The sequence below is a fragment of the Streptomyces sp. NPDC091209 genome, assembly GCF_044757755.1.
In the GTDB taxonomy this organism is placed as follows: domain Bacteria; phylum Actinomycetota; class Actinomycetes; order Streptomycetales; family Streptomycetaceae; genus Streptomyces.
Genome location: NZ_JBIVVR010000020.1, coordinates 50,955 through 71,304 on the forward strand (window position 1 = coordinate 50,955; position 20,350 = coordinate 71,304).

Annotated in this window: 18 protein-coding genes; 3 read left to right on the plus strand and 15 right to left on the minus strand. The window is 70.5% G+C overall.

Translation table 11 applies throughout. The features are described 5' to 3' along the window. Positions 1-150 precede the first annotated feature (150 nt). Both ACIQRL_RS37765 and ACIQRL_RS37770 read left to right on the plus strand, forming a co-directional pair. On the plus strand, positions 151-858 hold the full coding sequence (locus tag ACIQRL_RS37765) for an ester cyclase (RefSeq protein WP_401340292.1): 708 nt from the start codon (positions 151-153) through the stop codon (positions 856-858). Between the two features lie 97 nt (positions 859-955). Further along, positions 956-1,153, plus strand: a complete 198-nt coding sequence (locus ACIQRL_RS37770) for a hypothetical protein (RefSeq protein ID WP_401340294.1) — start codon at positions 956-958, stop codon at positions 1,151-1,153. Between the two features lie 153 nt (positions 1,154-1,306). On the opposite strand, the gene groL is transcribed toward ACIQRL_RS37770, so the two are convergent. The 4 genes from groL to ACIQRL_RS37790 all read right to left on the minus strand — a co-directional run bounded on the left by groL (position 1,307) and on the right by ACIQRL_RS37790 (position 5,433). Continuing rightward, on the minus strand, positions 1,307-2,932 hold the full coding sequence (gene groL, locus ACIQRL_RS37775) for a chaperonin GroEL (protein WP_401340296.1): 1,626 nt from the start codon (positions 2,930-2,932) through the stop codon (positions 1,307-1,309). A gap of 154 nt (positions 2,933-3,086) precedes the next feature. Next, positions 3,087-3,395 (minus strand): co-chaperone GroES, encoded by a 309-nt coding sequence (gene groES, locus ACIQRL_RS37780; protein ID WP_261705370.1) that lies wholly within the window; start codon positions 3,393-3,395, stop codon positions 3,087-3,089. 275 nt (positions 3,396-3,670) lie between these two features. Beyond that, positions 3,671-4,423, minus strand: coding sequence for a polysaccharide deacetylase family protein (locus ACIQRL_RS37785; protein ID WP_401340298.1), 753 nt, complete (start codon positions 4,421-4,423; stop codon positions 3,671-3,673). Then, entirely contained in the window at positions 4,420-5,433 is a 1,014-nt protein-coding gene (locus ACIQRL_RS37790; RefSeq protein ID WP_401340300.1) for a polysaccharide deacetylase family protein, read from the minus strand. The genes ACIQRL_RS37785 and ACIQRL_RS37790 overlap by 4 nt, the downstream gene beginning before the upstream one ends. Positions 5,434-5,524: 91 nt before the next feature. Here ACIQRL_RS37790 and ACIQRL_RS37795 point away from each other — a divergent pair, with 91 nt between their 5' ends. Then, on the plus strand, positions 5,525-6,715 hold the full coding sequence (locus ACIQRL_RS37795) for a methyltransferase domain-containing protein (protein WP_401340302.1): 1,191 nt from the start codon (positions 5,525-5,527) through the stop codon (positions 6,713-6,715). An 88-nt stretch (positions 6,716-6,803) separates the two neighbouring features. Here the strand turns inward: ACIQRL_RS37795 and ACIQRL_RS37800 are convergent, their stop codons facing one another. The 11 genes from ACIQRL_RS37800 to ACIQRL_RS37850 form a co-directional block, all read right to left on the minus strand. Then, a complete protein-coding gene (locus ACIQRL_RS37800) occupies positions 6,804-8,087 on the minus strand; it encodes an RNA polymerase sigma factor (protein ID WP_401340304.1) in 1,284 nt (427 codons plus the stop codon). Positions 8,088-8,223: 136 nt separating this feature from the next. Beyond that, on the minus strand, positions 8,224-8,580 hold the full coding sequence (locus ACIQRL_RS37805; protein WP_401340306.1) for a YciI family protein: 357 nt from the start codon (positions 8,578-8,580) through the stop codon (positions 8,224-8,226). Positions 8,581-8,742: 162 nt separating this feature from the next. After that, entirely contained in the window at positions 8,743-9,327 is a 585-nt protein-coding gene (locus ACIQRL_RS37810) for a Uma2 family endonuclease (protein WP_401340307.1), read from the minus strand. A 59-nt stretch (positions 9,328-9,386) separates the two neighbouring features. Next, positions 9,387-10,253, minus strand: coding sequence for a hypothetical protein (locus ACIQRL_RS37815; protein WP_401340309.1), 867 nt, complete (start codon positions 10,251-10,253; stop codon positions 9,387-9,389). A 305-nt stretch (positions 10,254-10,558) separates the two neighbouring features. Next, entirely contained in the window at positions 10,559-11,620 is a 1,062-nt protein-coding gene (locus ACIQRL_RS37820) for an LCP family protein (protein WP_401340311.1), read from the minus strand. A gap of 128 nt (positions 11,621-11,748) precedes the next feature. Further along, complete coding sequence (locus tag ACIQRL_RS37825) at positions 11,749-13,116, minus strand: endo-1,4-beta-xylanase (RefSeq protein WP_401340312.1); 1,368 nt, start codon at positions 13,114-13,116, stop codon at positions 11,749-11,751. 255 nt (positions 13,117-13,371) lie between these two features. Continuing rightward, positions 13,372-14,460: a LacI family DNA-binding transcriptional regulator gene (locus ACIQRL_RS37830; RefSeq protein ID WP_401340314.1), complete on the minus strand. Its 1,089-nt coding sequence runs from the start codon at positions 14,458-14,460 to the stop codon at positions 13,372-13,374. A gap of 97 nt (positions 14,461-14,557) precedes the next feature. Beyond that, positions 14,558-16,783 carry a glycoside hydrolase family 3 N-terminal domain-containing protein gene (locus tag ACIQRL_RS37835; RefSeq protein ID WP_401340317.1) on the minus strand — a complete coding sequence of 742 codons (2,226 nt, stop codon included), beginning with the start codon at positions 16,781-16,783 and terminating at the stop codon, positions 14,558-14,560. Positions 16,784-16,908: 125 nt separating this feature from the next. Continuing rightward, positions 16,909-17,790 carry a carbohydrate ABC transporter permease gene (locus ACIQRL_RS37840; protein WP_401340318.1) on the minus strand — a complete coding sequence of 294 codons (882 nt, stop codon included), beginning with the start codon at positions 17,788-17,790 and terminating at the stop codon, positions 16,909-16,911. Next, on the minus strand, positions 17,787-18,791 hold the full coding sequence (locus tag ACIQRL_RS37845; protein ID WP_401340320.1) for a carbohydrate ABC transporter permease: 1,005 nt from the start codon (positions 18,789-18,791) through the stop codon (positions 17,787-17,789). The genes ACIQRL_RS37840 and ACIQRL_RS37845 overlap by 4 nt, the downstream gene beginning before the upstream one ends. Positions 18,792-18,801: 10 nt before the next feature. Continuing rightward, a complete protein-coding gene (locus ACIQRL_RS37850; RefSeq protein WP_401340442.1) occupies positions 18,802-20,097 on the minus strand; it encodes an extracellular solute-binding protein in 1,296 nt (431 codons plus the stop codon). Positions 20,098-20,350: the final 253 nt, after the last annotated feature.

A 20,350-nucleotide genomic window follows, 5' to 3' on the forward strand; every position in this document is an offset into this window, starting at 1 on the left:
CACGGTCGCGTGCCCGGTGCCGGCGCCGGCCGTACGGGCCGTACGAAGTGTGCTCGCGCCGGTCGTGCGGTGGGTGGTGTCGCCCCTCCGGTGGGAAGATTGGGGTGATTCGACCGATTCAACCGGACCAGGGGAGCCGGAGGTTGCGCCATGACTTTCGTACAGCTGATTGACTGCAAAACCAGTCGGTTCGACGAGATGAACCAGCTGATGGACACATGGGTCGAGAAGACCAACGGGAAACGGACCGCGACGCACAGCGTCATCGGCAAGGACCGCTCCGACGCGAACCACTTCGTGGAGATCGTGGAGTTCCCGTCGTACGAAGAGGCGATGCGGAACTCGAAGCTCCCGGAGACCGAGACGATCTTCCAGGAGATGGTGGCGCTCTGCGACGGGATGCCGACGTTCACGGACCTGGACGTGGTGCGGGACGAGCAGCTCTACGCGGCGAACATCCGCGCGTTCTTCGAGATGGCGGAGGCCCCGGGTGAGCTGCCGCCGCTCAACGGACTGATGGCGGAGAGCTATCACGACCACGATCCCTCCCGGGATCAGGACGCCATCGGGCTCGACGCCGTGCGGCGCGTGATCGAGATGTGGCGCGGCGCCTTCGACATGGCGTTCACGATCGAGGACCAGATCACGGAGGGCGACCGCGTCTGCACGCGGTGGGCCTGGAACGGCACGCACACGGGCGACTTCATGGGGATCCCGGCGTCCGGGAAGAAGGTCTCCATGACCGGCGCGACCATCTTCCGGTGCGGGGAGGACGGAAAGATCGTCGAGGGCTGGTGGCAGTACGACCGGCTGGGCCTGATGGCCGGGCTCGGCGCGCTGGACGCAATGGAGAGCTGATCCACCGGCCTCCACGGCCCCTCTGCGCTTCGGGGACGACCGGAAGCTCGAACCCCGCGCCCTCGACGCGGGCCCCGGCTGGGAGGACAGGTCGGCTGTGCCTGACGACGGGCTCGCGCAGGAGAGCGGCCGCGTCCGTATAAACCTGGCCGGAGCCGCCGCCTCCGAGGAGCAGCGCGCGAGGGTGGACCGGGCTGCCCGACGCGAGTACCAGGTGCTGCGGGGCATCAACCACCGCGGCAGGACTTCGCCGCAGTCGCCCCACACGGGCTTGTGCGCGGTGGTCCCTCTGTAGTGGTACCGAGCCTTGATGATCACGATTACTCTGACAGCACTTTGCCCCGCCGCGGAGCGGCGGGGCAAAGTTGCCGGGCCCGGTTCAGCCGACGGCACCCCGGCCGGGGGACGTCAGCGTCGGCTCATGGCCTGGCGGCGTACTCCGTGTGCGTCAGTGGGAGTGCCCGTGGCCGCCGTGACCGGCGTCGCCCTCGTCCTCGGCCGGCTTCTCGACGACCAGGGTCTCGGTCGTGAGGAGCAGGGAGGCGATGGAGGCGGCGTTCTCCAGGGCGGAGCGGGTGACCTTGACCGGGTCGATGACGCCGGCCTTGACCAGGTCGCCGTACTCGCCGGTGGCGGCGTTGAAGCCCTGGCCCTTGTCGAGCTCGGCGACCTTGGCGGTGATGACGTAACCCTCGAGGCCGGAGTTCTCGGCGATCCAGCGCAGCGGCTCGACGGCGGCCTTGCGGACGACCGCGACACCCGTCGCCTCGTCGCCGGTCTTGCCGAGGTTGCCCTCGAGGACCTTCACGGCGTGGACGAGCGCGGAGCCACCACCGGAGACGATGCCCTCCTCGACCGCGGCGCGGGTCGCGGAGATGGCGTCCTCCAGACGGTGCTTCTTCTCCTTGAGCTCCACCTCGGTGGCGGCGCCGACCTTGATCACGCACACGCCGCCGGCCAGCTTCGCGAGGCGCTCCTGGAGCTTCTCGCGGTCCCAGTCGGAGTCGGTGTTCTCGATCTCGGCCTTGATCTGGTTGACGCGGCCGAGGACCTCGTCGCTGCTGCCGGCACCGTCGACGATGGTGGTGTCGTCCTTGGTGACGGTCACGCGGCGGGCGCTGCCCAGCACGTCCAGGCCGACCTGGTCGAGCTTGAGGCCGACCTCCTCGGCGATGACCTGACCACCGGTGAGGGTGGCGATGTCGCCGAGCATGGCCTTGCGGCGGTCACCGAAGCCGGGGGCCTTCACGGCGACGGCGTTGAACGTGCCGCGGATCTTGTTCACGACCAGGGTCGACAGGGCCTCGCCCTCGACGTCCTCGGCGATGATCAGCAGCGGCTTCGACGCGTTCGACTGGATGACCTTCTCCAGCAGCGGCAGCAGGTCCTGGATGGAGCTGATCTTGCCCTGGTGGATGAGGATGTACGGGTCGTCGAGGACGGCCTCCATACGCTCCTGGTCGGACACCATGTACGGGGACAGGTAGCCCTTGTCGAAGGCCATGCCCTCGGTGAAGTCCAGCTCCAGACCGAAGGTGTTGGACTCCTCGACGGTGATGACACCGTCCTTGCCGACCTTGTCCATCGCCTCGGCGATGAGCTCGCCGACCTGGCTGTCCTGGGCGGAGAGCCCGGCCACGGCGGCGATGTCGGACTTGTCGTCGATCGGGCGGGCCGTCGCGAGGAGCTCCTCGGAGACGGCCTTGACCGCGGCGTCGATGCCCTTCTTCAGGAGGGCGGGCGACGCGCCGGCGGCGACGTTGCGCAGGCCCTCGCGGACGAGCGCCTGGGCGAGCACGGTGGCGGTGGTCGTACCGTCACCCGCGATGTCGTTGGTCTTGGTCGCCACCTCCTTCACGAGCTGCGCGCCGAGGTTCTCGAACGGGTCGTCGAGCTCGACCTCGCGGGCGATGGTCACGCCGTCGTTGGTGATGGTGGGGGCGCCGAACTTCTTGTCGATGACGACGTTGCGGCCCTTGGGGCCGATCGTCACCTTCACCGTGTCGGCAAGCTTGTTGACGCCGCGCTCGAGGGCGCGACGGGCGTCCTCGTCGAACTTCAGGATCTTCGCCATGGGAGCGGTTCAGCCCTCTCGGAAAACTTGGGAGAAACGAACGGCGCCCCCAGCGCCCGGTTCATAGAGGTAGCGGGGGCCAGGGGCGCAGTTCACTGCAATGCTTGGTGCGGGGTTGTCCGGGGAATGACCCCGAACGCCCTTACCGGGTGAATTACTTCTCGATGATCGCGAGCACGTCGCGAGCCGAGAGGACGAGGTACTCCTCGCCGTTGTACTTCACCTCGGTGCCGCCGTACTTGCTGTAAAGCACGACGTCGCCGACGGTGACGTCGAGCGGAAGACGGTTACCGTCCTCGAAGCGACCCGGACCCACGGCAAGGACGACGCCCTCCTGGGGCTTCTCCTTGGCGGTGTCCGGGATGACCAGGCCAGAGGCCGTGGTCTGCTCGGCGTCGAGCGGCTGGACCACAATGCGGTCCTCGAGCGGCTTGATGGCAACCTTGGAGCTGGTGGTCGTCACGATCCGACCTCCCCCTTCGGAGATCTCACGGGGTTAACTGTCTGAGGTGGCGACCAGGTCGATCCGTCGTCGCGGGTGCCGGACCTGCCTGTCGCTATTGGCACTCTCCAGGGGGGAGTGCCAGACCTGAGACTATGACTGCGATTAGCACTCGGTCAAGCGGAGTGCCAAAGGCGTGGGCGTGGCGTGCTCCGAACGGGCCCGGACCGCACCGAACGGCGGTGTGCTGGAGGTCGTTCTCCAGCCGCCCCCGTAGGCCGTTCTCCGGCCGCCGCCTACAGGTAGTTCTCCAGCCGCGCCGGGGTGAAGCCCTCCCGCTGGATACGGCGGAGCAGCCGGAGCGTGGCGCGCGTGAGATCGGGTTCGCCGAAGTCGGCGAGGATGTCGCCCGGCCGGAGCCGGTGCGCGTCGGCCGCCCGGCCGAGGACGATCGCGGCGACCCCGCAGTCGGCGGCGGCGCGCAGGGTGATCTCGTCGTACCGGCCGTACGGGGGCCGCAGCAGCCGGGGCCTGACACCGAAGCGCCTTCTGAGCTTGTCCTGTTGTCCGCAGATCTCGGCGCGCTGGCCTGCGTAGGGCAGACCGCGCAGGGAGGCGTGGTCGAGGGTGTGGTTCTGGACGCTCGCGCCGACCGCGCGCAGCCGGGCGACGTGCCCGTACCCCGGCCCGACGACGCTGTCCGTGAGGAACATGCTGACCGGCAGCCGCAGTTCGCGGACCATGTCGACGAACCGTGGATCCCGCTCCGCCCCGTCGTCGTACGTCAGGAAGACCACCTTGTCGCGGGTGCGCACCCGGTCCACGACGGGCGGAAGTCCCGGACCCGCGGTGCGCGCGATGGTCCGGGCGGGCACCTTCGGCGCCGCGGCGAGCGGGGTGGCCAGACCCCAGCGGCGGTACGCCGACTCCTGCGGGTGCACCCGCTGGGCGGCCTTCTTGCCGAGCCGCTCGATGGGGTCGACGGACTGCGCGCAGCCGCCCAGAAGCGCCGCCACGACCAGCCCGGCGAGCGGCACCCGCACCCTCACAGGTAGTCCTCCAGGCGCGCGACCGCGTACCCCTTGGCCGTGACCGTCCTCAGGAAGCGGCGGACCATGTCGGGCATGGTGCCCTTCCAGTCCTCGCGGCCCCGGAAGTGGGTGAGGACGATGTCTCCCGGGTGCAGGTCCTGGTCCTCCTCGCGGTACTCCCAGTGGTCGACGAACACTTCCTCGTCCCAGATGGGCGCGTACGCGATCCCGCAGGACTTGGCCGCGCGCAGGGTGTCCTGGTCGTAGTTGCCGTACGGCGGGCGGAAGACGGTCGGGCGCCTGCCGAACTCCCTCTTCATCACGTCCTGCATGCCGCAGATCTCGTGCTTCTGCGCCTCGTAGGACAGCGCGGGCAGATAGGGGTGGTGCAGCGTGTGGTTGTCGAGGGTGATGCCGTGGTCGCGCATCTTCCGGAAGTACCCGTAGTCGTCCTTGACGAGGTAGTCGCTGAGGAAGGCGGTGTACGGGATCCTCAGGTCGCTCATCATCCGCAGGAACGCGGGGTCCTTCTCCTCGCCGTCGTCGACGGTGAGGAAGACGACCTTGTCCTTGGTGGGGACGGTCGTGAAGACGGGCGGCAGCCCCAGCTCCTCCTGGTCGTCGACCTCGAACCCCTTGCGGGCCTGGATGACCGGCTTCCTGGCGGGCGGCGCCGGGGGCGTCAGCGGCACCTCGGCCAGTCCCCAGCGCCTGGCGACGGCGGCGCGCCGGGCCTCGGCCAGACGGAGCCGGGAGGCGTACCCGGCGAGGGCGCGGGCGGCGGGCGCCTGGATTCCGGCCCGCGGACCGTGGGCCGGATCGGCGGCGTGCAGCCCGCCGTGAACCGGCCTGGCTGCGCCGACGCCCAGCGGGCCGTGGGCCGGCTTGGCGCCGTCGGCGCCGGGGCCGGAGGACGAGCCGGTATCGGCGCAGCCGGAGACGAGGAGGGCGAGGGCGAGGACACCGACTCCCCAGCGCGCGCCGGCCCCGTTTGCGCCGTTTTTATCATTTTGTCGTACGGGTCGCATGGAGCCGGATCCTCCCAGGTCACCGGCCCCGCGAAGGCTCCGACACCGCCGCCGGAAGCACACCGTCCACCGACTGGCCCACAATGGCCGGGTGAACGACGTCTCCTTCGCCCCCCTCCTCACCGCCGAGGGCCGCGCCCTGCTCGACGAGGTCCGCGCCACCGAACCGGCACAGGAACTGGCCGTCGCCACCCGGCTGCGCCGCGAGCACCCCGCCGAACTGGTCTCGGCGGCCCTCGGACAGGCACGGCTGCGGCAGCGGGCGGCGGCGAAGTTCGGGGCCGAGGACGCAGGACGCATGTTCTTCACCCCCAACGGGGTCGAGCAGTCCACCCGGACGACCGTGGCGGCACACCGCGCCGAGCGGCTGCGCGCGCTGGGGGTCCGCTCCGTCGCCGACCTCTGCTGCGGCATCGGCGGCGACGCCATCGCCCTGGCCCGCGCCGGAATCCGCGTCCTCGCCGTCGACCGCGATCCGCTGACGGCCGCCGCCGCCCGCGCGAACGCCGACGCCCTGGGGCTCACGGACCTGATCGAGGTGCGCGAGACGGATGTGACCCAGGTGGACACCTCGTCGTACGACGCGGTCTTCGTGGACCCGGCACGCCGGGGCGGCCGCGGCCGGATCTTCGACCCGGAGGCCTACTCGCCGCCGCTGTCCTGGGCCGTCGGCGCGGCCCTGAAGGCTCCGATCGCAGCCCTGAAGATCGCCCCCGGCATCCCGCACGAGGCGATCCCCGCCGGAGCGGAGGCCGAGTGGATCTCGGACGGCGGGGACGTGAAGGAGGCGGTGCTGTGGTTCGGCACCGAGCCGGGCCTGGTGCGCGCCACCCTGCTGCCGGGCCCGCGCGAGCTGCGCGGACGCGGGCTGCCGGATCCGGCGGTGCGAGCGGTCGGCCGCTATCTGTACGAGCCGGACGGCGCCGTCATCCGCGCCCACCTGGTCGCCGAGGTGGCCGAGGACCTGGACGGCGGGCTCGTCGACGAGACGATCGCCTATGTCACCGCCGATGAACTGCGCCCGACGCCGTACGCCTCCGCCTACGAGATCACCGATCAACTCCCCTTCAACGTAAAGAAGTTGAAGGCGTTGTTGCGGGAGCGGGAGGTCGGCGTCCTGACCGTGAAGAAGCGCGGGTCGGCCGTCGAGCCGGAGGAGCTGCGGCGGAAGGTGAAGCCGCGGGGCCCCCGGTCCGCGACCGTGTTCATGACCCGGGTGGCGGGCGCCCCGACCATGCTCGTCGGAGCACCGGCGGTGTCGGCCGACGCCGGGCACCGGTGACGCGGCCGGTACCGGTGCCGATACAGCCGATACGACCGTTCCGTTGACGTCCGGCGGCCAGGACACCTGACCGGTGCCGGCGGGACGCTCACGAACCCCGCAGCTCACGGGCGCGTGCCGTCAGCAGCTCCCTCTCCCGCTCGTTCCGCGCCAGCGTGGCGGCCCGTTCGAACTCCGCCCGCGCCTGCGCCGTACGGCCCAGCCGGGCGAGCAGGTCTCCGCGCACGCTCGGCAGCAAGTGGTAGTCGCGCAGGGCGGGTTCCTCGGCGAGGGCGTCCACGATCTCCAGGGCGGGGCCGGGTCCGTCGGCCATGGAGACCGCAACAGCACGGTTCAGCTCGACGACGGGAGAAGGGGTGCGGGCCGCCAGCAGGCCGTACAGGGTGGCGATCCGCCGCCAGTCCGTGTCCTCGTAGGCGTAGGCCTGCGCGTGGCAGGCGGCGATGGCCGCCTGGAGGGCGTACGGCCCCGGACTGCCGGTGGCGGCGGTGTTGGCGCGGCTCAGCGCGGTGAAGCCCCGGCGGATCAGCATGCGGTTCCAGCGGCGGCGGTTCTGGTCCTTGAGGAGGACGGGTTCGCCGCCGGACCCGGTACGGGCGGCCGCCCGGGACTCCTGGAGTTCCAGCAGGGCGGCGAGACCGTGCACCTCGGGCTCCTTGGGCATCAGCTCGGCGAGCACCCGGGCCAGCCGGAGCGCGTCCTCGCACAGTGCCGGGCGGAGCAGGTCGTCGCCGGCCGTGGCCGCGTACCCCTCGTTGAAGACGAGGTAGATGACTTCCAGGACGGACCCGAGCCGGGCTTCGCGGTCGGGTCCGTAGGGAACCTCGAAGGCGACCCCCTTCGCCGCCAGTGTCCGCTTGGCCCGCACGATGCGCTGGGCGATCGTCGCCTCCGGGACGAGGAAGGCGCGGGCGATCTCGGGCGTCGTCAGGCCGCCGAGGAGCCGCAGGGTGAGCGCGATGCGGGCCTCGGCGGACAGGACGGGGTGGCAGGCGGTGAAGACCAGCCGGAGCAGGTCATCGTCGATGTCGTCCGGATCGGAGGGTTCGTCGACGTGGTGCGGCGCGGACAGCGAGAGGTCCCGCCCGACCTCCTCCAGCTTGCGCGCGTAGCGATCCCGGCGGCGGACGAGGTCGATCGCCCGGTGCTTGGCCGTGGCCGTCAGCCAGGCGCCCGGGTTGTCCGGCACGCCGTCCCGCGGCCACTGCTCCAGCGCCGCGACCAGGGCGTCCTGGGCGAGTTCCTCGGCGATGCCCACGTCTCGGACGATCCGGGCGACGCGCGCGATGATGCGGGGGGACTCGATACGGAAGATGGTCTCGACGGCCGTGTCGACGCCGCCGGCGGGGGCTCGGCTGGGCTGCTGTTCCACAGTTCACCATCAGACACCCGCGGCGGCGTCAGGCCAAGGAGACCACTCGGGCCGAGGGGACCACTCAGGCGGTGGGGACCACTCACGCAGTGGGGACCGGTCAGGCAGTGGGGACCTCTCAGGCCAAGGAGAGCGCTCAGCCTCCGGCGATCTCCCGCACCTCGCAGGTGACCGTCCAGAACTCCTCGTGCGTCTTCAGGAAGCGCTTGGTCCACTCCACGGCCTCGTCCATGTCCTTGCACTGCATGATCGCGTAGCCGCCGACGACCTCCTTGGACTCGGTGAAGGGCCCGTCGGTGACGGAGAGCTGCCCGCCCGACCAATGGACGCGCTTGCCCTGCGCGGTGGGCGCCAGGCCGTCGGTCTCCAGCATGACGCCCGCCTTGGTGATCTCCTCGATGAGCTCGCCCATCCGCTGCATCAGCTCGGGGCTGGGGCCCTCGGCGGGCGCGGTGCTCTCGTCGATCTGGACGAGCGAAAGGTAGCGGGGCATGGTGACTCCTCGTGTCGGTGGTGCCTCGGAGGCGGGGCTGCTCCCTGCCTCTCACCCGTGCGTCGACCGGGAGACACCTGTTTCGACACCGTCCCCGGATTTCTTCGATTTCTTTCTTCGGGCGGGGTCGGACGGGCTGATCGGGTCAATCGAGCCATCGGATCAGTCGGCGAAGTCCTTGAGCTTCTGCGTGTCCAGCGTGAACCCGACCGGATCCGGCAACTCGACCGCCGCTCCGAAGGCCCGGGTGGTGCGAGAGCGGTAGACACCGCCCTCCGGGTCGCAGTACACGGTCACGCTGTCCGCGTCCCGGTCGACGAGGAGGTAGACGGGGATGCCGGCAGCGGCGTATCCGTCGGGCTTCTCGATCCGGTCGCGACGGTCGGCGTCCCGGTCGTGCGAGGTGACCTCGACGACCATCAGGACACCCGTGGGCTCGGACCACTCGCCCCTTCCGGCGAAGTACTCCTCGGGCGCCAAGACCCCGTCCGGCTTGGCCCGCCCCTTGCGGTAGGCCTCGCCCTTCAGCCCCTGCTCCGGATACAGGAACAGTTCGGGACGGTGCTGCATGCACCGCTCGAGGAGCCAGGCGACGATCTCGCCGTGATTGCCGTCCCGCGTGGGCTTGACCCCGATCCTTCCGTTCAGGAATTCCAGCCGCGCCGACTCGGGCGCGTGACGAGCGAGCTCCTCGAACTCCTCGACGAGCATCTGGGGCCGGTCGGCTGTGCTGGGACTGCGGGTCATGGCGTCGCCTCCTCCCCTCCATCCTGCCCCGGTCACGGACGGACCGTGCTGCAAGGTCGTCATGTGCCCGCTCCTTTCTCGGTCTTCTCCGTGCGGGTCCCGGTACGCAGCGCGGCGCGCAACCGTCCGACATGGGCGCGGACCTCATGCGCCGCGAGGGCGGGCCGCCCGCCCCGGCACCCCCCGCACAACCCGCCCCGCAGCTCGACACCGTCCCCGCCCGGCTCCCCGCAGGCCGTGCAGACCACCTCGTAGGGGGGCGCCGGTGGCCGCGGCTCGGACCGCGGGGGCAGCTTGGCGAGGAGCCGGGCGCGTACGAAGGCGTAAGCGTGCGCCACCCGCTCCGGGAGCCCCGCCGTCAGCGCCTGGACGAGCTGCGGCTCACCCGCGCCCCGCGCGAACCACTCGGCGGCCTCCTCCTCCAGTGCCGCGCACTCCCCCGCCGACAGCGTCAGCCGGGCGTCGATCCGGCCGAGCCGGGCCAGCACGCCGTAGGCGGTCGAGCGCGCCGCCGCGGCGACGGGCCGCTCGGTCACCGGCGTCTCTCCGGCGAGGAAGGCGTTCCACCAGGCGTCGTCGTGCGCGGTGCGCGAGAAGAAGGTGTGCCAGACCCAGCGGGGGCAGCCGTCGACGGTGACGGGGCGGCGCACCCGGCGCAAATGCCCTGCCGCGGAGAGGTTGTTGAGGGCCGTGGAGAGGGCGCACTGGCCGTACGGGAGGTGCTTGGCGAGGGTCTTGATCGAGAGGTCGGACTCGTCGGCGAGCCGGTCGACGTACGTCGCGATCGACGCCTCACGGGTGGGCAGATGCGCGAAGTCGCGACCCGTACGTGGCGTTTGGTCGGGCGCCGACTTCTTTCCGTAGCCCGGGTTGGCCAGGGGATGGGCGGACGGGCGCGGGGCAGCACTAGGCTGAGTGACAGCCATGGATCGACTCGCTTTCGATCAGTTGGTCAGACCCCCGCTCGGTGCGCCAACACCGACGGGGGTCGATCAGTTCGTGGCGCACGCTACACGTCCGCCACGCTCCGCCGCGACCCGATCACGAAAAGTCATACCCCCTGGCCCGGACGGCACTTCGGCCGTCGGCAAGGGAGGGTGGGCGGGTTGGACCTCCCACCCATTCCATACAAAAGAGGCTCGAATCCCGGGCCCCGAAGCTCAAGTCCCGTGGACCGGCTCCGGCTGAGTCACCGGAGTCGTGGCGTCACCTGAGCGGAGCCCGGGGATCGCTACTTGAGCGAGGCCCACAGGTCGCTCGCCTCCGGCTCGTTCGCGATCACGCGGTTGTGGTCCGAGGGGGCCGTCACCACCGGCATCATCACGGTCGTGACCGCGTCGGAGGAGAGGGACTTGAGACTCCGGCCGAGGCTCGTCAGTTCGCCGAGCGAGTTCAGCCCGGTGTCCGTGGTCAGGCTGCCGGTCACCGCGTTCGCGACGTCGTAGAGCTTGGCCGGGTCGGTGAGCAGTCCGGCCGACGAGATCTGCGCCAGCAGTGCTTTCACGAGCTTCTGCTGGAGGCCTATGCGGCCCAGGTCGCTGCCGTCGCCTATGCCGTGCCGGGTGCGGGCGAGCGCCAGCGCCTGCGTGCCGTCGAGGTGGTGTTCGCCCGCGGCGAGGTGCAGATGGCTCTTGCTGTCGTCGATGCTCACGTCCGTGGTGACCGTGACACCGCCGAGCGCGTCCACGAGGGCGGCGAAGCCGGAGAAGTCGATCTCGATGTAGTGGTCCATACGGACATCGGTCAGGGACTCGACCGTCTTCACCGCGCAGACCGGACCGCCGATCGAATAGGCGCTGTTGAACATCGCGTTGTACGCCACCGCCGTCGTCCCTCCGGAGGACGTCGGGCAGGACGGCCGGGTCACCAGGGTGTCCCGGGGGATGCTCACCACGGTCGCGCGGGTGCGCCCCGCGTCGATGTGCACGACCATCGCCGTGTCGGAACGCGCGCCGGAGCTGTTGCCGCCGCCGAGCTTCGCGTTCGCCTTGCCGCTGCGCGAGTCGGAGCCGAGGACCAGGATGTTGAGGGCGCCGCTGGGCGGCGGGGAGGCGGAGGCCGAGGCGGACGCCGGGGACGAGGGCGTCGGCACGGCCTTCGCCGGGCGGTCGTCGCCGAGCGCGCTGTTGATGTCGACGCTCTTGATGTTCCGGTTCAGATGCCAGTAGGCCCAGCCCGCAGTGCCGATGCCGAGCACCAGCAGCCCCGCCAGGGTGAGGCCGACGGCCTTCCATGCCCATGACCGCCGGCCCACCGGCCCGACCCCGTCCCCGATGTCCTCGTGTCCCGTCACAAGGAGGAACGTAAGTCCGAATTATTAGGGGACTGTTAGCGAAAGAGGCACGAAACGATTTTCTTCGCAAACTCTCACGCTTCTCAGAACGACTTCAGTCCAACCTCCGTACAACCCCACGCCCGACCTCAGCCCAGCGTCACCGTCGGGACCGGATTGCCGCCGCTCCAGGAGGCGTTGAACCCGAAGGTCACCGAACCGCCGTCCGGGACAGTCCCGTTGTAGGAGGCGTTGGCGCAACTCACCGCCGCGCCGGTCTGGTTGCAGGTCGCGTTCCAGGCCTGGGTGATCCGCTGACCCGCACCGTACGTCCAGTTCACCTTCCACGAAGCCAGCGCGGCCCCGGAGCACGCGATGCGCACCTGCCCGGTGAAACCGGTGTTCCACTGACTCTGGACGCTGTACGTCGCCGTGCAGGCACCCGTGGGCGGCGGTGTCGAGGTTCCACCGCCGAGCGAGGTAGCTATGGCGTAGTAGGCCGGTTTCGGCGCGTAGTTCTCGTCGTATGGTGTCGCCGCGCCGTAGCCCGAGAAGACGTCCGGGATCCAGGAGTCGGAGTCCGTGAAGCCCCAGACGGTCACTCCGTAGCAACGGGTCACCGCGACGCAGGCGTCGAACACCGCCTTGTAGTCGGTGGCCTGTTGCGCCAGCTTCGTACTGTCGGACGGGAGTTGCATCCGGATGTCCAGCTCCGTGATCGCGACGTCGACCCCGAGGTCGGCGAAGCGCTGGATGTTCTGCTGGAGGGTGCCGGGGACCTGGCCGAGGATGAGATGGGCCTGGAGGCCGACGCCGTCGATCGGGACGCCGCGCTCCTTGAGGGACTTGACCAGGTTGTAGAGGGCGGTGCTCTTCGCGTTGACGCCCTCGACGTTGTAGTCGTTGATGTAGAGCTTGGCGCTCGGGTCGGCGGCGTGCGCCCAGGTCAGCGCCTGGGCGATGTAGTCGGCGCCGAGGCCGTTGTACCAGAGCGTCGAGCGGTAGGTGCCGTCCTCGTTGAAGGGCTCGTTGACCACGTCCCAGGCGGCCAGCTTCCCTTTGTAACGGGTGACTTCGGTGGTGATGTGGTCCTGGAGCAGACCGCTCAGCTCCGCGGTCGTCCAGGTGCCGTTCGTGAGCCAGCTCGGGTTCTGGCTGTGCCAGACCAGGGTGTGACCGCGCACCTGCTCGTTGTGGGCCTGCGCGAAGGCGACGATCTGGTCGGCCTCGGCCCAGTTGAAGCTGCCCCGGGTGGGCTCGACGGTGCCCCACTTCATGGCGTTGCCCGGCGTCAGCGAGTTGAACTGGGACCCGGCGAGGTCGCCGTAGGTCCCGGTCAGTTTGGAGCCGGTGACAGCGGTACCGATGACCTTTCCCTTGGCGGCCGCGAGGTCGCGCAGCGGGGTGTCGGCGGCGTGCGCCGTCGTACCGGCCGCGAGCAGGGCGCCCACGGTCACGGCGCCCGCGAACAGGGCGGCGAAGCGCCGGCGTAAGGGGCGTGTTCTGGAGGTTCTCATGGCGGGTGCCTCCGAAAGTTTCGGTCGTACAACCGATTGACTTCGAAGGAGTGTGGAGGCGGATGCCCCACCCGTCAACATGGTCCCCGCGCCAACTTCGAGCCGATCCGGCCGCCTTGGCCCCATGGCGAACTCCGGACCACGCGGACACCCGGGACCCACGGCTCACAACACAGTCACACGGTCATCAAGACCACACCGCTCACCGCTCTGGAGCACACCGGTTCACCACTCACCGCTCAAGAGCGCACGCGATCACGCCGGAGGTGCCCCCGTGCTGCTGCGGACGACCAGGCTCGTCGCCAGTTCCATCCTCGTTCCGGCCGACGGCCTTTCCTGGCGGCCCAGTTCGAGCACGAGCTTGGCCGCCGCCTCGGCCATCTCCGTCAGCGGCTGCCGTACGGTCGTCAGGGGCGGGCCCACCCAGCGCGCCACCGGCAGATCGTCGAAGCCGACGACGCTCAGGTCCTCGGGAACGCGCAGCCCCAGCTCACGGGCCGCCTCGTAGAGGCCGAGCGCCTGGAGGTCGTTGCCGGCGAAGACGGCCGTGGGCCGGTCGGGCCCGCGCAGGAGTTCGAGCCCGGCCCGGTAGCCGCTGTCGTGATGGAAGTTGCCGGGGCGGATCAGGGCGGGGTCGACGGGCAGCCCCGCCGTCTCCAGCGCGGCGCGGTAGCCGTCGGCCCGGGCGCGGCTGCACATCATCCGCGAGGGCCCGGTGATCGCGCCGATGCGGGTGTGGCCGAGTTCGATCAGATGGCGCGTGGCCGCGAGCCCGCCGTGCCAGTTGGTGGCGCCGATGGACGGCACGTCGTCGCCGGGGTCACCGGCCGGGTCCATCACGACGAACGGGACGGATCTGCTGGTCAGCAGCGCCCGCCCGGACTCGTCGAGCCCGGACAGTACGAGGATCACCCCGTACGGGCGGCGCGCCGCGACCTGGTCGGCCCAGGTGCGGCCGGGGCTCAGTCGGCCGGCGCTCTCGGACAGCACCACGCTCAGCCCCTCGTCCCGGGCGACGTTCTCGACCCCCCGGATGACCTCCATCGCCCAGGCGCTCTCCAGCTCGTGGAAGACCAGGTCGATGAGGGGTGACCGGGTCGCCTCTGCCCTGCGTCGCCGGTATCCGTAGTCGCGCAGCAGTTCCTCGACGCGGGTGCGGGTCGCCGGGGCGACATCGGCGCGGCCGTTGAGCACCTTCGAAACAGTCGGAGCCGACACTCCGGCCTCGCGGGCGATCTCGGCGAGCGTCGCGGTCCGTGTCGACCGCGCGCTCGGCCGGTTCGACCCGTTCGACCCGTTCTCACTGGTGGCCGATGGCGGATTCGACGCGTTCGAGGGAGTCATGGGCCGGATCGTAGCCGCGCCCACCGGAACGTCGAACCCCCCTTTGGCGCCAATCACCTCCTCACGGCCGTGCGGTGTGGCCCGAAAGATTCGCTCCTCACTTCACCCGGACCTCGCACCGCATCCGCCGTCCGGCGCCCACCACCCGCTCGGGTCCGGTCAGCGTCACCGGCACCGTGTACCGCACGCCGCCGTCCGCGCTGGACACCCCCAACCGCAGTTCCAGTTCCCCGGGTTCGACGATCCGCTGCCCGTCGGGTCCGGTGTACGCGGCCAGGTCGGCCGGGACCGTGAAGTGGACCTCGGCCGAGGCGCCGGCTTCCAGCGGGACGCGCGCGTAGCCGATGAGCCGGGCCACGGGCCGGGCCACCTTGCCGACCGGGTCGTGGAGGTAGAGCTGCACGACCTCCGTGCCGGCCCGCTCCCCCGTGTTGCGCACGGTGAGCCGCAGTGTCGTCTCGCCGTCCGTCGCGACCTCCCGGTCGTCGGCCACCGGCGGCAGCCAGGTGTACGAGGTGTACGAGGTGCCGTGCCCGAAGGGGTACAGCGGGGTCGGGTCGAGGGTGCTCGCCTCGCCGCGCAGGCCGAGTGGCGGGGCGAGGTACGTCCAGGGCTGGCCCGCCGGGTCGCGCGGCACGCTCACCGGGAGCCGTCCGGAGGGGTTGACGCGTCCGGAGAGGACCCCGGCGATCGCGGGAGCGCCTTCCTGTCCCGCGAAGAACGTCTGCACGACCGCCGCGCAGCGGTCCGCCCAGCGGCCCAGCGCGTAGGGGCGTCCGGAGAGCAGCACGAGCACGACCGGTGTCCCGGAGGCGAGCGCCTTGTCCACCAACTCACCCTGCTGCTGGGGTAGTTCGAGGTCCGCCGCGTCGCAGCCCTCGCCGGAGGTGCCCCGGCCGAACAGCCCGGACCGGTCGCCGACCGCGATCACGCAGACGTCGGCTCCCACCGCGTCGTCCGTGACCTCCGCGTCGGGCAGTTCCGCGCGCAGCGCTTCGAGCAGGGTCGGCACGGCGACGCCCATCGGCACGTCGGGGTGGTCCAGCAGGACATGGCGGGGGAAGGTGTAGCAGCCGAGCAGGCCCGCCGGATCGTCGGCGAGCGGTCCGAGCACGGCGATCCGGCGCACGCCGGGCCCGAAGGGCAGCGCTCCGTCGTTGGCCAGCAGGACGACCGACTCCTCGGCCAACCGGCGGGCCAGCGCGCGCATGGGGGGCGGGTCGAGATCCACCGGGGTATCGGTGGCGGGCGGGGCCCAGTCGGGGTCGAGGAGGCCCAGTTCGCACTTCTGCGTCAGTACGCGCAGCGCGGCCCGGTCCACGTCGCTCTCGTCGAGCGGGCCTGCCCCGTAGCAGCGCACCGCGGGGAGTTCGACGTCGACGCCCGCCGCGAGCGCGAGCGCGGCCGCGCCGGCCGGGGAGTCGGTGAGCCCGTGCGCGGACTCCAGGAAGGACACCCCGAAGTAGTCGGCGACCACCGTCCCGGCGAACTCCCATTCTTCCCTGAGGAGTTGGGTGAGGAGCTGGTGGTGGGCGTGGGCGGGCAGCCCGTCGAGGTCGTTGTAGGCGGCCATCACCGAGCGGGCACCGCCCTCCCGTACGGCCATCTCGAACGGCGGCAGGATCACATCGGCGAGTTCGCGCGGGCCGAGGGAGGCGGGCGCGTGGTTACGGGCGCCGCGCGAGGCCGAGTAGCCGGCGAAGTGCTTGAGGGTGGCGACCACACCCGCGGACTGGAGGCCCTGGACGTACGCGGTGCCGACGGTCGCGACGAGGTAGGGGTCCTCGCCGATCGACTCCTCCGTACGGCCCCAGCGAGGATCGCGTACGACGTCGAGGACGGGGGCGAGGCCCTGGTGGATGCCGACCGAGCGCATCGAGGCGCCGATCGCCGCGGCCATCTCCTTGACCAGGACCGGGTCGAAGGTGGCGCCCCAGGCCAGCGGGGTGGGGAAGACGGTGGCCCGCCAGGCCGTGAAGCCGGTCAGGCACTCCTCGTGGGCGAGGGCGGGCAGCCGGAAGCGGTTGGCGGAGCGGATGCGTTCCTGGAGGGAGGCGAGCCGGGCGACGCCCTCGGCGGGTTCGACCGGCACGGTGCCGAAGGGGCGGGTGAGCTGGCCGAGTCCGTCGGGCAGCAGTCCGGCCAGGTCGATGTCCTCGGACAGGGCGTGCTGGAGGGGTGCCATGTCGCCGCCGGGCGTCTCGTTCGAGCCGGGCCAGACGCTGTAGAGCTGGGCGGTCTTCTCGCGCGGGGTCATCCGGGCGAGCAGGTCGGCGGCGCGGACGCCTGCGGGCAGAGCGGGGTCCTGCCAGGGGTGGATCATGTAACTCCTCGCATCCGTAAGGGAATCCGGGGCATCTCGGGCGTCGTCGTCGGCGTCGTGGGGTGTCCGGGGAGTCCGCGGAATCCGGGGACTCCGCGAAGGCCCCGGGCAGGCCCCGCCGCGGCTCAGCCCTTGGTCGCGCCGAGAGTGATGCCGCCGATGAGCTGTCGTTCGGCGACCGCGTAGAAGGCCAGGGCGGGTGCCATGGCGAGCACCAGATAGGCGAAGATGCGGGCCACGTCGGAGGCGTACTGGCCCTGGAACTGCTGGATGCCCACGGGGACCGTCCACCAGGTGGGTTCGCTGAAGACGAGCAGGGGCAGCAGGAAGTTGTTCCAGCTCCCGACGATGGCCAGCACGGAGACCGTGCCGAGCGCCGGGCGGGCCAGCGGCAGCAGGATGCGCCAGAAGAAGCCGAAGGCGGAGCAGCCGTCGAGGGTCGCCGCCTCCTCCAGCTCCCCGGGGATCTCCCGGAAGAAGCCGCGCAGGATGACGATCGTCAGCGGCAGTCCGAAGGCCGCCTGGGGCAGGATCACGCCCCAGGGGTTGTCGAGCAGCCCGACGGTGCGGAGCAGGATGAACAGCGGCAGGATCGCCACCGCGAACGGGAACATCAGCCCCATGGTGAAGACGGTGAACAGCACCTCCCGTCCGCGGAAGGCGAACCGGGCGAGCGCGTAGGCGGCGAGCGCCGACACCCCCACGGTCAGGACGGCGGTCGCCACCGCGATCAGCGTGCTGCTGCCGACCGAGCGCCAGAACGGGCCCGAGCCGAGCAGCGAGGTGTAGTTGGAGGTCACCCACGGGTGCGGCAGGCCGAAGGTGTTGCTGGAGAGCTGGTCGGTCGTCTTGAAGCCGGAGACGAGCGCGAACAGCAGGGGCGTCACCATGACGGCGGCGACCAGCCACAGGACGACGTACACGGGGAGGGAGCGCAGCCGTCGGCGGCGCGGGACACTCTTCGGCGCGCTCGCGCGGTGGTCGTCGGCCGCTCGCAGGGTGGTCATCGGCCCGCTCGCATGGTGGTGATGGCTCCTTCGGTGTCGCGGCGCAGCACGAAGCGCTGGTAGGCCAGGGCGAAGACGAGGCTGATCAGGAACATGGCCACGCTGATGGCGCTGGCGTAGCCCATCTGGTAGCGCTTGAAGCCGTACTGGAACATGCTGATGACCATGGTTTCGGAGTGATGGTCGGGTCCGCCCGCGGAGATCACCCACACCAGGTCGAAGAGCTGGATGGCGCCGATCACGGACAGGAACACGCTGATCCGCAGGGTCGGCGCGAGCAGCGGCAGGGTGATGTGCCGGAAGCGCTGCCAGGCGCCGGCGCCGTCGATGCGGGCCGCCTCGTGCAGTTCGGCGGGAATGCCCTGGAGTCCGGCCAGGTAGAGCATCATGTGGAAGCCGAAGTACTTCCAGGTCATGACCAGGAAGAGGGTGGGGAGCACCGTGTTCTGGCCCGCGAACCAGAGTCCGCCCACGCCGCCGAGACCGATCGGGCCGAGCAGTTTGTCGGCGAGTCCGTCGTCCGGCGCGAAGATCATGCCGAACAGCACGCCGGTGATGACCTCGGAGAGGACGTACGGCGCGAAGAACAGCATCCGGTAGACGGCCCGGCCGCGCAGCCGCTGGTTGAGGAGCACGGCCATGGCGAGCGCGAACGGCAGTTGCAGCACGATCGAGAAGACGATGAGCAGGAAGCCGCGCCACAGGTCGCCGAGGAACACCGGGTCGTCGAGCAGCCGGGTGTAGTTGGCGAATCCCACGGAGTCCGAGGGCGAGCCGAAGCCGCCCCAGTTGAAGAAGCTGACGTAGAAGGCGTAGCCCATCGGGACGAGGACGAGCATCCCGAAGAGCGCGAGCGCGGGAACGGTGAAGACGAAGGCTCCCAGCCAGGCGCGCACCCGGCGCCGGACGGGCGCCCGCGCCGAGGGACCCGGGGAACCGGTCACCGGGCCCGAGGGCGTGCCGATGACCGGTGGGTACGTCGAGGTCGTCGAGTGCGTCATCGCCGGGCCGCTAGCTCTTCTCGCTCTTGGCGGCCTGGGTCACCGAACGCGTGACCTGCTCGGGGGACTTGGAGCCGGCGATGAGCGCGGCGACGCTGTCGTTGATCTCCTGGCCGACGGCGGGGGCGTACGCCTGGTCGAGGTAGAGCTGGAAGCCGGTGGACGAACTCAGCGCGTCCGTGACGGCGCTGAGGTTGGGGTCGGTCAGCGCTGAGCGCACGTCCTTGGACACGGGCACCAGGCCGGTCTCCTTGACGAGCTTCGCGGCGAACTCCTGCTCGGCGAAGAACTTCAGGAACTCCACCGCAGCGTCCGGCGCCCCCTTGCGCACCGCGTGTCCGCCGCCTCCGCCGAACACCTCGGTGAGCGCGCCCTTTCCCCCCTCGACGGCCGGGAAGGAGAAGAAGCCGAGGTCGTCGCCTATGCCCTTGCCGGACGACTTCTCGACGCTGGGCGCCCACTGGCCCATCAGTTCCATGGCCGCCTTGCCGTTGCCCATGGTGGCGGCCTCGCCGTTGGGCAGGGAGTACGCGGCGCCGAGGAAGCCCTTCTGGAAGGGGTCGAGGGCGACGAGGTCCTTGAGGTGCTGACCGGCCTTGACGAAGCCGTCGCCGGTGAAGTCGGCGTCGGTGGCGGCCTTCTGCATCGCGTCGAGCCCGGCGACGCGCATCGAGAGGTACGCCCAGAAGTACATGCCGGGCCACTTCTCCTTGCCGGCCAGGGCGATGGGCGTGACTCCGGCGCTCTTCAGTGCCTTGACCGCGTCGAGGTAACCGGCCCATGTGGTGGGCGGGGCATCGATCTTGGCCTTCTTGAAGAGCGCCTTGTTGTACCAGAAGCCCACCATGCCGATGTCGAACGGGACGGCGTAGGTCTTGCTGTCGAACTGGTAGGCCGCCAGCGCCGCCGGAAGGTAGTCCTTCGTCCAGGAGGAGACCTTTCCGGTAAGGTCCTCGACCAGGCCGGCGTCGATCTGCTGCTTGAGGACTCCGCCGCCCCAGGTGTGGAAGACGTCCGGCAGCTTCCCCGAGGTGGTCAGGGCCGTCATCTTCGACTTGTACGCCTCGTTCTCCAGCGTGACGATCTTGATCTTCACGTCGGGGTGCGCGGCCTCGAAGTCCTTGGCGCGCTGGGCCCAGATCTTCTTCGCCGGGTCGGTGGTGGTGATGTTCCACCACTCGATGGTGGTCTTGCCCGAGCTGTTCCCGCTGTCGGACGAGCCGCACGCGCTCAGGGCGGCCGCCCCCAGTCCGGTCGCGGCGGAGGCCGCCAGAAACCCACGGCGGGAAAGAGAGGTGTTGCCCAACGCTCGCATCGCACACCTTCCGGAAGAGAGCCGAAAATTATCGGTCGAGTGCGCACGGAAGTTACGGGCGCAGGACAGGTATGTCAACGCTCCTGACAAATATCGGAGTTGACCGGCACAGGCCCGCGCCGAGCACGCCGGGCACACACGTTTCGCCCGCCCGGCGTCAGGGGGTGCGGGGCCGTGGCCCGGCGCCAGCCGACGCACGGGACCGCGGCACGACGTCGCGGTGCGGGGGCCGTGGCCTGGCGTC

What these genes read in the sequence shown, in the direction of transcription:
- ACIQRL_RS37840 (WP_401340318.1), bottom strand. Translation starts at nt 17,790, where the DNA reads ATGACCACCCTGCGAGCGGCCGACGACCACCGCGCGAGCGCGCCGAAG.
- ACIQRL_RS37805 (WP_401340306.1), bottom strand. Translation starts at nt 8,580, where the DNA reads ATGCCCCGCTACCTTTCGCTCGTCCAGATCGACGAGAGCACCGCGCCC.
- ACIQRL_RS37810 (WP_401340307.1), bottom strand. Translation starts at nt 9,327, where the DNA reads ATGACCCGCAGTCCCAGCACAGCCGACCGGCCCCAGATGCTCGTCGAG.
- groL (WP_401340296.1), bottom strand. Translation starts at nt 2,932, where the DNA reads ATGGCGAAGATCCTGAAGTTCGACGAGGACGCCCGTCGCGCCCTCGAG.
- ACIQRL_RS37835 (WP_401340317.1), bottom strand. Translation starts at nt 16,783, where the DNA reads ATGATCCACCCCTGGCAGGACCCCGCTCTGCCCGCAGGCGTCCGCGCC.
- ACIQRL_RS37845 (WP_401340320.1), bottom strand. Translation starts at nt 18,791, where the DNA reads ATGACGCACTCGACGACCTCGACGTACCCACCGGTCATCGGCACGCCC.
- ACIQRL_RS37830 (WP_401340314.1), bottom strand. Translation starts at nt 14,460, where the DNA reads ATGACTCCCTCGAACGCGTCGAATCCGCCATCGGCCACCAGTGAGAAC.
- ACIQRL_RS37765 (WP_401340292.1), top strand. Translation starts at nt 151, where the DNA reads ATGACTTTCGTACAGCTGATTGACTGCAAAACCAGTCGGTTCGACGAG.
- ACIQRL_RS37790 (WP_401340300.1), bottom strand. Translation starts at nt 5,433, where the DNA reads ATGCGACCCGTACGACAAAATGATAAAAACGGCGCAAACGGGGCCGGC.
- ACIQRL_RS37815 (WP_401340309.1), bottom strand. Translation starts at nt 10,253, where the DNA reads ATGGCTGTCACTCAGCCTAGTGCTGCCCCGCGCCCGTCCGCCCATCCC.
- ACIQRL_RS37825 (WP_401340312.1), bottom strand. Translation starts at nt 13,116, where the DNA reads ATGAGAACCTCCAGAACACGCCCCTTACGCCGGCGCTTCGCCGCCCTG.